Source organism: Amycolatopsis acidicola (assembly GCF_007713735.2).
Lineage (GTDB): Bacteria > Actinomycetota > Actinomycetes > Mycobacteriales > Pseudonocardiaceae > Amycolatopsis_E > Amycolatopsis_E acidicola.
Genome location: NZ_VMNW02000058.1, coordinates 1 through 14,081 on the forward strand (window position 1 = coordinate 1; position 14,081 = coordinate 14,081).

A 14,081-nucleotide genomic window follows, 5' to 3' on the forward strand; every position below is an offset into this window, starting at 1 on the left:
CCCCACCGCCCCGACATTCCGATTCGCCCCGCTCTGCATCCGCATGTACTCTCTATTGCAAAGTCCATTGTCGGGGAGAGCATGATGGAACACGCGGAAGAGACGCTGGCCGAGATCAAGCAGGTCAAGGAGCGCGGCCGCCGCCTGGCGCACGGCGGGGTGTGGCTGCCCGCGCTCCTGCTGGCGGCACTCGTGCTGGCCGGGGCGCTGCTGTACCGCTATCCCTTCGAAGAACCGGCCGGCGAATGGTGGAGCCATCCGTACTGGGCGGGCCTGCCGTCCGCGGTGCGCAGCGACGTCGGCGCGTACCTGTTCTGGTTCCTCGGCCTGCCGCTCGTCGTGCTGGCCAGCGCGGCCTGGTACCGGTGGCGCGGGCGGCGAGTGGGGGTGAAGGTCGCGTGGCCGTGGTTCGCCGGGGTGACCCTCGTGGTGCTGGCCCTGCTGGCGGTCATCGCGTCGATACCGACCAAGGCCGTCACGCCGCACGATCCCTTCGGCGGGTGGCAGGGCCTGCTCAGCCCGTTGATCGTGGTGGCCATCGCGACGATCGCGCTGGGATTCGTCGAGCGCAGCCCGGGCCTGGTGTTCGGCGGGGTCTGGGCCGGGCTGGTCACGGGCTGGCCGTGCGTCAGTGGCATGGGCAGGATCCCCGGCGGGCAGGTGACGTTGCTGGGGGTGGATCGCCCCGGGCCCGTGCTGATCCTGGCCGCGCTGCCGCTGCTCGTGGTCGCGCTGGTGAGTTTGTGGAGGAAGCCGTGACGCCGGAGCAGCATCCCGCCCTCGAACTGGACGAGACGACGCACCAGCGAGTCCGCCTCGGCATCCTCGCGGTGCTGAGCGAGACGACCGAGTGCGCGTTCCCGGTGCTGCGGGAGCAGCTGGGCCTGACGGACGGGAACCTCAGCCGGCACCTCCGCGTCCTCGAGGACGCCGGGCTGGTCGAAGCCCGCAAGACCTTCGAGGACCGCCGCCCGCGCACCTGGTTGCGGCTGACCAAGCAGGGGCGCAAGGCGTTGCGGGATCAGGTGGCCATCATGGAAAAGCTCGTCGCGCGACTACGAGCCGAAGACGGATAGTCCACGGTGGACGATTGATGCCGATGGCCTCTTGCCGGGCGCGCCGTGGAGCCGGACTCTCTCCTGTGTGCGAACGGTGGTCAATGCGCGCCGACAGTAATCCGCACCTGGCGACCGTCGAGCACCGGTAACTCCTCACCGCCGAACCCGGACCCACCCGGCGTGACCCGTGCCACCCTGTGGCCCGGTTTTTGGTGGAACCCCACAAACGAAGGGCCTCAGGACGTGGCGTGCCCGACGAAGCATTACTCACTGGTATGCGAAAGGCTGGACCGAGGTGGGCGGCGCTTCGGCACAGGGGGAGCCGCCCGGTGTGTGCCGTCGGATTTTGTGAGGATCGGTCAGTGTTTCATCGGGTCGCCATAGTCAACCGGGGAGAAGCCGCGATGCGGCTCATCCACGCCGTCGGAGAGCTCAACGCGGAGGGCGGCCCGCGGATCGAGACAGTCGCCCTCTACACCGACGCCGACGCCGGAGCCACCTTCGTGCGCGAAGCGGACGAGAGCTACTGCCTCGGCCCCGCGTCCGCGCGCCCGTACCTGGACATGGGCGTGCTGGAGCGCGCGCTGCTGGACACGAAGGCGGACGCGGCGTGGGTCGGCTGGGGATTCGTCGCCGAGGACCCGGCGTTCGCGGAGCTGTGCGAGAAGCTCGGCATCACCTTCGTCGGCCCGAGCCCCGACGCGATGCGCCGCCTCGGTGACAAGATCGGCGCGAAGCTGATCGCCGAGGAGGTCGGCGTTCCGGTCGCCCCGTGGAGCCGCGGCCCGGTCACCGGCCTCGACGAGGCGAAGCTCAAGGCCGCCGAGATCGGCTACCCGCTGATGCTCAAGGCCACCGCGGGCGGCGGCGGCCGCGGGATCCGCGTGGTCCGCACCGATGAAGAGCTCGCCGACGCCTACGAGCGCACCAGCCTCGAAGCCGAGCGCGCGTTCGGCAGCGGCGTCGTGTTCCTGGAGCGCCTCGTCACCGGCGCGCGGCACGTCGAGGTGCAGGTCATCGCCGACGGTCAGGGCACCGCATGGGCGCTGGGCGTGCGCGACTGCTCCGTCCAGCGCCGCAACCAGAAGGTCATCGAAGAATCCTCGTCCCCGGTGCTGGAGCCGGACCAGGTGCGCGAGCTCAAGGCCTCCGCCGAACGCCTCGCCGTCGCGGTCGGCTACCGCGGCGCCTGCACGGTCGAATTCCTTTACCACCCCGGCGAGCGGCTGTTCGCGTTCCTCGAGGTCAACACCCGGCTGCAGGTGGAGCACCCGATCACCGAGGCCACCACCGACATGGACCTCGTCAAGGCGCAGCTGCACGTCGCGTCCGGCGGCAAGCTCGAAGGCGAGCCGCCCGCCGAGGTCGGGCACGCCATCGAGGCCCGCCTCAACGCCGAGGACCCCGATCGCGACTTCGCCCCCGCCCCCGGCCACATCGAGCTGCTCGACCTGCCCGCGGGCCCGGGCATCCGGGTCGACACCGGGGTCAGCGAGGGCGACACCATTCCCGCCGACTTCGATTCGATGATCGCCAAGATCATCGCCTACGGCCGCACCCGCGACGAGGCGCTGGCGAGGCTGCGCCGCGCGATGCTGCAGACCATCGTGATCATCGAAGGCGGCACCACCAACAAGAGCTTCATCCTCGACCTGCTCGACCAGCCCGAGGTGATCAGCGGCGCCGCCGACACCGGCTGGATCGACCGCGTGCGCGCCGAGGGCAGGCTCGTCTCGACCAAGCACTCCGGCGTCGCGCTCGCCGCGGCCGCGATCGAGGCGTACGAGGACGAGGAAGAAGTCGAACGCCAGCGCCTGCTGTCCACCGCGCACGGCGGCCGCCCGCAGGTGCAGCACGAGGTCGGCCGCGCGATCGAGCTGAAGCTGCGTGGCGCGGGCTACCGGGTCACGGTCGCGCGCACCGGCCGGTCGCGCTTCCGCGTCGGCGTCGCGGGCGGGGACGAGGTCCACCCGGTCGACGTCGACCTCGAACGCTACGACGAGCACACCGGCGTGTTCGTGGTGAACGGCCGGCGGCACAGGCTGGTCTCCGACACGCACGGCCCGATCCACCTCATCGAGGTCGACGGCGTGACCCACCGCGTCAGCCGCGACGAGGGCGGCGTCGTGCGTTCGCCCGCGCCCGCGCTCGTCGTCGCCACGCCGCTGTCGGTGGGCGACGAGGTTGAGGCCGGGGCGCCCGTGCTGGTACTGGAAAGCATGAAGATGGAGACCGTGCTGCGAGCCCCGTTCCGCGCGCGGCTCAAGGAAAGCGCCGTCTCCGTCGGCAGCCAGGTCGGCACCGGCGCGCCGCTGCTGCGGCTGGAGCCGGTGGGCGACGCGGCCGCGGAGGACGCAGGCCAGGACAACGGCGTGGATCTCGAGCTGCCGCCCGAGCCCGCCGGTGTCTCGCCCGAAGACCGTGCCACGCGCGGGCTCGAAGACCTGCGCGGCATGCTGCTCGGCTTCGACGTGGACCCGGCCGAGGAAGGCCGCACCCTGCGGAACTACCTCGCCGCCCGCGCCGAGCTGCCCCGCCGCCCGATCGAGGCGGAAGTCGGGCTGCTGCGGGTGTTCGCGGATCTGTCCGAGCTCACCCGGAACAGGCCCGCGGGCGAGGAGACCAAGGCCGACACCCGGGTGCACAGCCCGCGCGAGTTCTTCCACACGTACCTGCAGAGCCTCGACGTGGAGCGCGCCGGGCTGTCCGAGACGTTCCAGAGCAGGCTCGCCAAAGTGCTTTCGCACTACGGCATCGACAGCCTGGATCGCACGCCCGAGCTGGAGGAGGCGGTCTTCCGGATCTTCCTCGCGCAGCAGCGGGCCTCCTCCGACGCGACGGTGGCGACGACGCTGCTGCAGCGCTGGCTCTCGGAACCGCCGCCCGCCAACGGTTTGCGCGAGGTGGCCGGGCACGCGCTGGAACACCTGATCCTCGCCACCCAGCTGCGGTTCCCGGTGGTGTCGGACCTCGCCCGCAGCGTGGTGTTCCGCTGGTTCGCGCAGCCGATGCTGCGGCGCAACCGCGCGGAGGTCTACACCAAGGTGCGCGGGCACCTGCGCTACCTCGACCGGCATCCGGACGCCGCCGACCGCGCGGAGCGGATCGCCGCGATGGTGGCGAGCCCGGAACCGTTGGTGCGCCTGGCCGGCCAGCGGATCGGGCGGCCGGGCGTCGACCTCGGTCCACTGCTGGAAGTGCTGTCCCGCCGCTACTACGCGAACCGCGGTTCCGAGGGCGCGCGCTGCTCCGAGATCGGCGGCCGCACGTTCTTCACCGCGGGCTTCGAGATCGACGGCGAGCGCTTCCAGCTCGCCGCGACGGCGGCCGACTTCCCAGACCTGCCGGACGCGGTGCGCGCGGTCGCCGAAGCGGCCACCGGATCGAACGTCGCCGCCGACCTGTACCTGACGTGGCCCGACCAGCCCGAGGACGCCGGCGCGGTGGCCGCGCGGCTCGGTGAGGTGCTCGCGTCGGTTCCGTTGCCGGAGCAGGTGAAGCGGGTGACCACCACCGTCGCCGGGCGCAGCGGCGCGGCGATGCACCACCACTTCACCTTCCGCCGCACGGAAAACGGCTTCGCCGAGGACGAGCTGATCCGCGGCCTGCACCCGATGATCGCGCGCAGGCTCAACCTCGAACGCCTCGCCGCCTTCGACCGCACCCGGCTGCCCTCCGCCGACGAGGACGTGTACCTCTTCCGGTGCGTGGCCCCGAAAAACCCGGCCGACGAGCGGCTCGTCGCGATGGCGCAGGTGCGTGACCTCACCCCGCTGCGCGACTCCGAGGGCCGCATGGTCGCGCTGCCCGCGGTGGAGGGCGCGCTGGACGCCTGCCTCGACGCGATCCGCAAGGTGCAGGCGCAGCGTCCGGCGAAGAAACGCTTGGACACCAACAGGATCTTCATCTACGTCTGGCCGCCGACCGAGCTGACGCTCGAAGAGCTGAACGCGGTCGCCCAGCGCGTGGTGCCGACGACGGCGGGCGCGGGGCTGGACGAGGTGACCTTCCTCGGCCGCAGGCGCGACAGGGAGACGGGCGAGCTGCGTGACCTCGCCGTGCGGATCTCCTACGACGTCGGCTCCGGGGTGCGGGTGGAGCTGACCGACCCGCCGACGGAGCTGATCCAGCCGCTGGACGACTACGGACAGAAAGTGGCGCGCGCCCGACGCCGCGCGACCGTGTACCCGTACGAGCTGACCGGGATGCTCGCCGGCGCGGACGGCACGTTCACCGAATACGACCTCGACGACAAGGGCGCGCTGGTCCCGGTGGAGAGGCCGAAGGGGCTCAACAAGGCGTCCATCGTGGCCGGTGTGGTGACCACGCCGACCGAGCGTTATCCCGAAGGCGTCACCCGGGTCGCGCTGCTCGGCGACCCGACGCGGGCGCTGGGCGCGCTGGCCGAGCCGGAGTGCGCGCGCATCATCGCGGCGCTGGATCTCGCCGAGAGCAAGGGCGTTCCGGTGGAATGGCTCGCGTTGTCGGCGGGCGCGAAGATCGCCATGGACTCCGGCGTGGAGAACATGGACTGGATCGCCGCGGCGCTCAAGCGGATCGTCGAGTTCACCCAGGGCGGCGGGGAGATCAACATCGTCGTCGCCGGCATCAACGTCGGCGCCCAGCCGTACTGGAACGCCGAGGCCACGATGCTCATGCACACCAAGGGAATCCTGGTGATGACCCCGGATTCGGCGATGGTGCTGACCGGCAAGCAGTCGCTGGACTTCTCCGGCGGCGTGTCGGCGGAGGACAACTTCGGCATCGGCGGCTACGACCGCGTGATGGGCCCGAACGGGCAGGCGCAGTACTGGGCGCCGGACCTCGGCGCGGCCCGCAACGTGCTGATGTCCCACTACGACCACACGTATGTCGTGCCGGGGGAGCGCGGGCCGCGGCGTGCCGCGACGAGCGACCCGGTGGACCGCGACGTGTCGTCGTACCCGCATGCGGTGGTGGGCACGGACTTCACCACCGTCGGCGAGATCTTCTCCCGCGAGACCAACCCGGACCGCAAGAAGCCGTTCGACATCCGGACGGTGATGCGGGCGCTGGCCGACCAGGACCACGGGATCCTGGAGCGCTGGGCGGGCATGGCCGACGCCGAGACGGCCGTGGTGCAGGACGTGCACCTCGGCGGCTACCCGGTGTGCCTGCTCGGGATCGAGTCGCTTTCCGTGCCGCGCCGCGGTTTCCCGCCCACCGACGGCCCGGACACCTACACCGCCGGCACCCTGTTCCCGCGCTCGTCGAAGAAGGCGGCGCGCGCGATCAACGCGGCGAGCGGGAACCGGCCGCTGGTGGTGCTGGCGAACCTGTCCGGGTTCGACGGCTCGCCGGAGTCGATGCGGAAGCTGCAGCTGGAGTACGGCGCCGAGATCGGCAGGGCGATCGTGAACTTCAAGGGCCCCATCGTGTTCTGCGTGATCTCGCGGTACCACGGTGGCGCGTTCGTGGTGTTCTCGAAGAAGCTGAACCCGAACATGACGGTGCTCGCCGTCGATGGTTCGTTCGCGTCGGTGCTCGGCGGCGCGCCCGCGGCCGCGGTGGTGTTCGCGGCGGAGGTCAACGCCCGCACAGCCAAGGACTCTCGGGTCGAGGAGCTCACCGCGCGCCTCGGCGCGGCCGAGGGCGCGGAGCGCGCGGCGCTGGCCACGCAGCTGGAGGAAGTGCGGTCGTCGGTGCGGGCCGAGAAACTGGGCGAAGTGGCCGCCGAGTTCGATGGCGTGCACAGCATCCGGCGCGCGGTCGAGGTCGGCGCGGTGGACTCGATCATCGCGCCGGAGGAACTGCGCCCGCGCATCATCGAGGCGATCGAGGCCGGGCTGGCCCGCTAGGAGCGGGCGCCGGGCGCGGGGTTTCAGCTCGCGCCCGGCTGTCCGGCGGGACCGCCGCCGAAGCCGATCTCGTTCCCGTCCGGATCCACGAAAACGGCCTTCCGCACGCCGTTTTCGTATTCCTCCACCTTCGCGGGCTCGATGCCCCGCGCGGCGATCGTGGCCGTCCGGGCGTCGAAGTCGTCCACGAAGAGGGTGTGCATCGCGTGCCCGGCGTGCCCTGGCAGCAGTTCGATGTACAGATACCGGTGCTCCGCCAGCTCCCACACCGCTTCCTTGTCGTTGGGCAGGAACGAGGGCGGCGCGCCGAACAGCCGCTCGTACCAGGCGCGTGCGGCGGCGAGATCGCGGACCGGGATCCCGGCGAACAGGTCGACTGTCATGGCGTGATGCTAGAGGCGTCCGCTGCCAGCTCGGGCGAACGGCGTCGTTTCCCTGTGTAGTCCGCGCCTGTTTCGGGGACACTGATGCGGGCAGGACGGAAGGGAGCGGTCCGTGGCAGGTCGGCGCCGCCTGGACGAGTACCAGGCGAAACGGGATTTCACCAAGACCGGCGAACCCGCGGGCGACGGTGGCGGACCGGGCACCGGGGACCTGTTCGTGGTCCAGCGCCATCGCGCCCGCCGCCAGCACTACGACCTGCGCCTGGAACTGGACGGGGTGCTGGTCAGCTGGGCCGTGCCCAAGGGCCCGACGCTCGACCCGGACGTGCGGCGGATGGCCGTGCACGTCGAGGACCACCCGCGCGAGTACGCCGCGTTCGAGGGCGTGATCCCGGCCGGGGAGTACGGCGGCGGCGACGTGATCGTGTGGGACACGGGCACCTGGACGCCGGTCGAGACGGACGATCCGGCGAAGGCGATCGAAAACGGGAACCTGCACTTCGACCTGTTCGGGGAGAAGCTCACCGGCCGGTTCGTGCTCGTCCGCAAGGGGCGCGGCGACGACGAGGGCAAGCAATGGCTGTTGCTGCACAAGCACGACGAACACGCGCAAAAGGGCTGGGACCCGGAGGACTACCCGAAGTCGGTGAAAAGCGGCCGCACCAACGAAGAAGTCGCCGCGAACCCGGACGCGGAATGGCACGGCGACCGCCCCGCCGCCGAAGCCGAGGTCCGCACCAGGCACGCGGGTCCGTCGCCGAAGGAGCTGGACGCGCTCGATTCCCTGGGCGCCAAGGGAACCTGGCAGTTCGGCGGGCACAAGCTCGCGCTGACGAATCTGGACAAGGTGCTCTTCCCCGGGAACGGGGAAAATCCGGCGATCACGAAACGGGAGCTGATCGCCTACTACGCCACGGTCGCCCCGGTGATGCTGCCCTACCTGGAAGGCCGTCCGCTCAACACCCACCGTTTTCCCGACGGCATCGGGAAAGCCGGGTTCTGGCAGAAAGGAGTGCCCACGCACGCGCCGAAGTGGTTGCGGCAGTGGCATTACCGGGCCGCGGGCGAGGGCGAGACGCAGTACTACCTCGTGCCCGACAGCCCGGCGGCGCTGGCCTGGCTCGCCAACTACGGGGCGCTGGAGCTGCACGCGTGGACGTCGAAGGCGTCGGACGTGGAGCACCCGACGTGGGTGCTGTTCGACATCGACCCCGGCCCGGAAACCGCGCTGGAGGACCTGCTCCTGCTCGCCCGGCTGCACCGCACGGCGCTGGAACACCTGGATCTCACCGGCAGGCCGAAGGTCACCGGGCAGCGCGGCATCCAGGTGTGGGTGCCGATCGAACCGCGCTACACCTACGAGGAAACCCGCGCCTGGGCCGAAACCGTCTCGCGCACCATCGGCAGGACGGTGCCGGAGCTGGTGAGCTGGGAGTGGGCCAAGACCAAGCGCAAAGGCTTGGCGCGCCTGGACTACACGCAGAACGTGCTCAACAAGACTCTCGTCGCGCCGTACAGCGTGCGCCCGCATCCGGGAGCGCCCGTGTCGGTGCCGCTGGACTGGGACGAGCTCGACGACCCGGACCTGCGCCCGGACGGCTGGACCATCCACACCGTGGCGGATCGCTTGCGGGACAAGGGAGACCCGTTCGCGCCGCTGCTCGGGATGGCACAGCGGCTGCCGGAGCTGTGAACCCGGGCCGCGCTCGTCGTCGCTCCCGGGGCGACGTGCTCGGCCACGAGTTCATGGGGGAGGTCGTCGAGACCGGCGGCGCCGTCCGCGGGCTCACGTCGGTGTGCGAAAACTCCTGCCGAGACCGACCGGCCGCACGCGCTGCGCGAAGCGGTGCTGGCGTGATCGGTGTCTACGGCGGATTCGCCGAAGCGCCCCGCGGGTTCGACCTCTTCCGCGACAAGGAGGACGACTGCGAGAAGGTCGTGCTCACCCCCTGACGCGGCGGCCACGGGCGAGCAGGCCGTCGGCCACCACGCCGGTCGCGGTGCGGAGCAGGGCCCGGAGCTCGGATTCGGTGCGGCGCAAGGAATCCTGGCGCCAGCCGAGGCTGATCACCCCGTTCCACGACGCCCACAGCACGGTGGCCACCTGCTCGGGGTCGACCTTCCGCAGTTCGCCCGACGCGATGCCTGCACGCAGCGCCCGCACCAGTCGGCCGTTCTGCTGATCGACCGAGCGCGCGAGCCGTTCGGCCAGGTCCTGGCCCGCGGCGTACTGGCCGGGGGAGTTCGGGAACGCCAGCATCCGGAAGTACTCCGGGTACTTCAGATAGAACTCCAGGTACTCCTCGGCGGCCGCGTAGAGCTGCACGGCGGGCGTGCGATCGGCGGTGTAGGCCCGGTCCATGTGATCGCGGTCGGCACCGAGCGCGTTTTCCACCACGGCCGCGTGCAACCCCGCCTTGGAGCCGAAGTGGTTGTAGATCGAGCCGACCGCCACGCCCGCCCGGCCGGCGATCTCTTCGACGGTGACCTCGTCCACGCCGCGCGAAGCGAAGATCTCCTCGGCGGCGTGCAGCAGCGCGTCGATCGTGCGCTGTTTGCGGGGGTCCATGGGCAGTTCCTGTAATCGTTGCAAAAGGCTCGGGCAGAGGCTACCGTACCCGGCATACTTCTTGTAATGGTTGCAAGAACTGGAGGTCCCGATGTCCGGCTGGCGAGATCCGCGGCTCGGCGAGCGGCACGAAACCCGGCTGCCCTCGGGCACGCTCGGGTTCCACGAGCGCGGCAGCGGTCCGGTGCTGGTGTTCGCGCACGGCTATCTGGTGAACGCGAACCTGTGGCGCAAGGTCGTGCCGTTGCTGGCGGAGCGGTTCCGCTGCATTACGCCCGACCTGCCGCTGGGCGCGCACCTCGTGCCGATGCGCCGTGACGCCGACTTGTCCCCGCCCGGCATCGCGCGCATGATCGCGGATCTGCTGGCAGAACTGGATCTGCACGACGTGACCTTGTTCGGCAACGACTCCGGCGGTGCGTACAGCCAGCTCGTCGCGGCGAACCATCCCGAGCGCGTCGGCGGGCTCGTGCTCAGCTCGTGCGAAACCCCGGAGGACACCTGGCCGCCCAGCCCGGGCGGGTTCGGGCTGCTGAAGGCGACGGCGTCGAACCCGCTGACCTATCGCGCGCTTTACCAGGTGTTGCGGTTCCCGCGAACTTGGCGCTGGCGCAACACCTATGGCTGGCTCGCGAAGTACCCGATCGATGCCGAGGCGATGGAAAGCTATGTGCGCCCGGTGATCGAGCGCGCGGACATCAGGTTCGACGGACGTAAGGCGATCGGCGCCGTTTCCGCCCGCTACACCCGGGAAGCCGCGGGCGTGCTGGCTCAGCGGTTCACCAAACCGGTGCGGATGGTCTGGGCCGCCGAAGACCACGTCTTCCCGCTAGGTCACGCCACCCGCTACGCCCGTGAGCTGGGCGCCGAACTGCACACCGTCGCGGATTCCTGCACCTACGTCACCGAGGACCAGCCCGAAGCCGTCGCGAAACTTCTCAAGGGCTGACGCGCAGGGCGACCTCCACGTCGTTGCCGACGTCCGTGGCGATGTAGTCGCCGCCGTCGCGTACGTGCGCGAGGAAGTCCGCGCTCTGGCTCGCGTTGTCGGCGACCACGATCGCCTCCGGTGCCAGTCGCGGTTCGAGCAGGCGCAGCACGTCGAGGTACATCTCCTTGGCGCCGTCGAGGAAAACGAGGTCGACCGGGTCGTCGAGGTCGCGCGCCAGGCTCTCCAGCGCGTCGCCGTCGCGGACCTCCACCAGGTCGCCGAGCCCGGCCTCGGCCATCGTCGCGCGGGCGGCCGCGGCCTTCGCCGGCTCGTACTCGGTGCCGATGACCCGGCCGCCGCCGTTGTCCCGCACTGCCGCGGCCAGGCACAACGTGGACACGCCGAACGACGTGCCGAACTCGGCGATCGTGCGCGCGCGGCGGGTGCGGGCGAGCAGGTACAGCAGGTTCGCCGTCGGGCGGCGGATCGCCAGATGCGCGTCCTTGGCCTCGGCGAAGAACTCCCGGGACGTGCGGGCCGGTCCCGTCTCGGCCATCCTGGCGCGGAAGGCCGCACCGGTGCGTTGCGCGTCGGCGAACAGCCGCTCCAGGACGTCCGCGGCGGGGGAGCTGGTCAAGGTCGTCATGACCTCATGCTGGCACAGGTCCACAATGGAGCGGCGACCTCACCTCGAGACGGGTTCTCCGTCCGGTAACCTGCCCTTCGCCGACACGGCGAAACTGATTCTTGATTGATTCCAGAATATGCGGGAGACTGCGACGGTGCCCACGACTCCGGACTTCGAAGCCAGGGCCGGTGTGCGCCACCACGTGACCTGCCGGTCGTGCGGCGCGATCGTGGACCTGGTCCGTCCGGCCGGGCCCTGCCCGACCCCGGCCGAAAGCCACGGTTTCGTCATCGACGCGGCCGAGGTCGTCTACCGGGGGTTGTGCCCGTCGTGCTCCGCCGCCAGTGCGACGGACTCACCCCGTGGGCACGTTTGAACGCCACGCTGAACGCGAAAGCATCCGCGTAACCGGCTTTCCGCGCGACCGCCGCGATGGTGTCCTCGGTGTCCCGCAACAGGTCCGCGGCCAGCGTCATACGCCATTCGGTCAGATAGCCCAGCGGCGGTTTGCCGACGAGGTCGACGAAGCGGGCGGCGTACGCGGCGCGGGACATCCCCGCCTCGGCGGCCAGGTCGGCCACCGTCCACCGGCGCGCCGGATCCTCGTGCAGCAGGCGCAGCGTCTCGCCGATCGCGGGGTCGGACAGCGCCCGGTACCACGCCGGCACGACCGACTCCGGGCGGGCGCACCATGCCCGCAAAGCCAGGACCAGCAGGAAATCCAGCAGCCTGCGCAGCACGGCGTCCTGGCCCGGTTCGTCGCGGGCCATCTCGTCGGCGAGCAGATCGAGCGCCGGTTTCGTGCGCGGCCCGGCGGGGATCACGGCGAGCGGCGGCAGCATGTCCAGCACGCGCTCACCGGCGCCGCCGCGAAGGTCGAAGCCGCCTCGCAGCAGCGTTGTCGCGCCGGGCAGGCCGTCGCCGTAGGTGCGGGGCGCGAGGTTCCGGTGCCCGTTTCCCGACAGGATCTTCTTCTTCGCGCCCTTGATCACCATTTGTGGTGGCGTGTCCGGACTGTCGGCGACGGTGTGTGCCCCGGCGCGGCTGATCAGCGCGATGTCGCCCGCGGCAAGGCAGGCCGGCGCCTCGCCCCGTTCGTCGAGCCGGACCGACGCGCGCCCGTCGAGCGGAGCGACGACGCACAACGACGGAGGGTCGGCGAAGGCCAGTGACCACGGCGGCCGGTGCACCAGCTGCCGGGCGACGGTGTTGCCGGCTTGCGCCCGGTGCAGCAGATCGCTCAGCACGTCCACGCGGCCCACGCTAGACGAACGCAAAGCCTTCCACGACGCTCGCCCATGTACTGTCCCGTTCCGGCAGGGTTTTCTGTGCTGGTGCTGAACATTCTGATTCTCGGCGGCACCGGCAAGACCGGCCGCCGCATCGCCCGTCGCCTGCCGTCCGCCCGTGCGGCCTCCCGGTCCGGCGGCGTCCGGCTCGATCTCGGCGACCCGCGGACCTGGAAACCGGCGCTGGACGGCGTCACCGCGGTGTACCTCGTCGAGCCCGATCTCCACGCGGCGATGGGAGACCCCAGCCGCATCCCCCGCTTCGCCGCCGAAGCCGTCGCCGCGGGCGCGCGCCGCTTCGTGCTCCTTTCGGCGCCGCGCGCGGGCGAGGCCGATCATCCGTTGTTCGCCGCGGAGGAGGCCGTGCGTGGCAGCGGCGTGGAGTGGACCATCCTGCGGCCGGACTGGTTCGCGCAGAACTTCAGCGAAAGCTTCTGGCGTCCCGGAATCCTGGCCGGGGAGCTGGCTTTGCCCACGGGGGACGGCCGCACGCCGTTCGTCGACGCGGACGACATCGCCGACGTCGCCGCCGCGGCGCTGACCGCGGACGGGCACCACGGTCGGACTTATCACCTCACGGGGCCCCGGGCGCTCAGCGTCGGTGAGGCGGTGGCGCTCATCGGCGCGGCTTCCGGGCGCACGGTCCGGCATGTCGACGTGGACCCCGAAGCCTTTGTGCGACAACAGGTCGAGAACGGCGCGCCGCCCGCCGTCGCGCGGCTGCTGACCGGGCTGTTCACCGACATCCGCGACGGCCACGGGCCGGAGCCTTCCGGCGACGTCGCCCGCGCGCTGGGCCGCCCGGCGCGGACGTTCGAGGAGTACGTCGCGGGGGCGTGGGGTCAGCCGGGCGTGTAGCGCGACCGGACACAGTGGACAGTCAGAGTGTCAGCGAGAACGCGACGCGCGGCTGCCCGGGCCCGTCGTAGTCCGCGTACGCGCGCACGCCGTCGATCGTCGTGTCGCCGTGCAGGGAGAACCCCAGTGCGCGGTGGAAAGCCTGCGACGTGGTGTTGGCCGGGCCGGTGATGGCGTGCACCTCGGTGCAGCCCGCTTCGCGCATGGTGGCGAAGAAGTGCTCGTAGAGGGCGCGGGCTGTCCCCGTGCGGCGGAGCGCGGGATCCACGCCGACGAAGTGGATGTACGCGCGGCGGGGGTCGTCGGCGGACCGGAAGCCGATCAGGAACGCCCGGATCGTCCCGTCCTCGTCGGTCAGGACCCAGCTGGTGCCGGTGAAATGCTGGAAGAACAGGCGGGGCAGGAGCAGCCCGAGCTCGGCCGCGTTCGGGGTCGACCACCAGCGCCCGATCGCGGCGACGACGGTCCGGTGATCGGCCTCGTCCGGATGGCGAAGCTGCAGCCCAGGGGCGAACGGCATGGTTTTTC

General features: G+C 71.0%; 11 protein-coding genes. 6 read left to right on the forward strand and 5 right to left on the reverse strand.

Annotated features, from left to right (window positions below; translation table 11 throughout):
- The first annotated feature begins 84 nt into the window (after positions 1-84).
- The 3 genes from FPZ12_RS46105 to FPZ12_RS30000 all read left to right on the forward strand — a co-directional run bounded on the left by FPZ12_RS46105 (position 85) and on the right by FPZ12_RS30000 (position 6,895).
- The gene (locus tag FPZ12_RS46105; protein WP_208026073.1) at positions 85-759 is read left to right on the forward strand and encodes a hypothetical protein; all 675 of its coding nucleotides are present in this window, start codon (positions 85-87) and stop codon (positions 757-759) included.
- On the forward strand, positions 756-1,076 hold the full coding sequence (locus FPZ12_RS46110; RefSeq protein WP_208026074.1) for a winged helix-turn-helix domain-containing protein: 321 nt from the start codon (positions 756-758) through the stop codon (positions 1,074-1,076). Before FPZ12_RS46105 ends, FPZ12_RS46110 begins: the two co-directional genes overlap by 4 nt.
- 344 nt (positions 1,077-1,420) lie before the next feature.
- Positions 1,421-6,895, forward strand: coding sequence for an ATP-binding protein (locus FPZ12_RS30000; protein WP_144752839.1), 5,475 nt, complete (start codon positions 1,421-1,423; stop codon positions 6,893-6,895).
- A 23-nt stretch (positions 6,896-6,918) separates the two neighbouring features.
- Here the strand turns inward: FPZ12_RS30000 and FPZ12_RS30005 are convergent, their stop codons facing one another.
- Entirely contained in the window at positions 6,919-7,278 is a 360-nt protein-coding gene (locus FPZ12_RS30005) for a VOC family protein (RefSeq protein WP_144752842.1), read from the reverse strand.
- A 112-nt stretch (positions 7,279-7,390) separates the two neighbouring features.
- Here FPZ12_RS30005 and ligD point away from each other — a divergent pair, with 112 nt between their 5' ends.
- Complete coding sequence (gene ligD / locus FPZ12_RS30010; protein WP_144752845.1) at positions 7,391-8,971, forward strand: non-homologous end-joining DNA ligase; 1,581 nt, start codon at positions 7,391-7,393, stop codon at positions 8,969-8,971.
- Positions 8,972-9,220: 249 nt separating this feature from the next.
- On the opposite strand, the gene FPZ12_RS30015 is transcribed toward ligD, so the two are convergent.
- Positions 9,221-9,847 carry a TetR/AcrR family transcriptional regulator gene (locus FPZ12_RS30015; protein WP_144752848.1) on the reverse strand — a complete coding sequence of 209 codons (627 nt, stop codon included), beginning with the start codon at positions 9,845-9,847 and terminating at the stop codon, positions 9,221-9,223.
- Between the two features lie 91 nt (positions 9,848-9,938).
- On the opposite strand from FPZ12_RS30015, the gene FPZ12_RS30020 reads away from it, so the two are divergent.
- On the forward strand, positions 9,939-10,796 hold the full coding sequence (locus FPZ12_RS30020) for an alpha/beta fold hydrolase (protein ID WP_144752851.1): 858 nt from the start codon (positions 9,939-9,941) through the stop codon (positions 10,794-10,796).
- On the opposite strand, the gene FPZ12_RS30025 is transcribed toward FPZ12_RS30020, so the two are convergent.
- Together FPZ12_RS30025 and FPZ12_RS30030 are read right to left on the reverse strand one after the other, a co-directional pair.
- Positions 10,786-11,424 (reverse strand): O-methyltransferase, encoded by a 639-nt coding sequence (locus FPZ12_RS30025; protein ID WP_144752854.1) that lies wholly within the window; start codon positions 11,422-11,424, stop codon positions 10,786-10,788. The two genes, FPZ12_RS30020 and FPZ12_RS30025, sit on opposite strands and share 11 nt — an antisense overlap.
- A gap of 269 nt (positions 11,425-11,693) precedes the next feature.
- Positions 11,694-12,659: an AraC family transcriptional regulator gene (locus FPZ12_RS30030; protein ID WP_144752856.1), complete on the reverse strand. Its 966-nt coding sequence runs from the start codon at positions 12,657-12,659 to the stop codon at positions 11,694-11,696.
- An 81-nt stretch (positions 12,660-12,740) separates the two neighbouring features.
- Between FPZ12_RS30030 and FPZ12_RS30035 the strand changes: the two genes are divergently transcribed.
- Positions 12,741-13,553, forward strand: coding sequence for an NAD(P)H-binding protein (locus FPZ12_RS30035; RefSeq protein ID WP_208026075.1), 813 nt, complete (start codon positions 12,741-12,743; stop codon positions 13,551-13,553).
- A gap of 22 nt (positions 13,554-13,575) precedes the next feature.
- Here the strand turns inward: FPZ12_RS30035 and FPZ12_RS30040 are convergent, their stop codons facing one another.
- Positions 13,576-14,073 carry a GNAT family N-acetyltransferase gene (locus tag FPZ12_RS30040; RefSeq protein WP_144752859.1) on the reverse strand — a complete coding sequence of 166 codons (498 nt, stop codon included), beginning with the start codon at positions 14,071-14,073 and terminating at the stop codon, positions 13,576-13,578.
- Between the last annotated feature and the right edge of the window lie 8 nt (positions 14,074-14,081).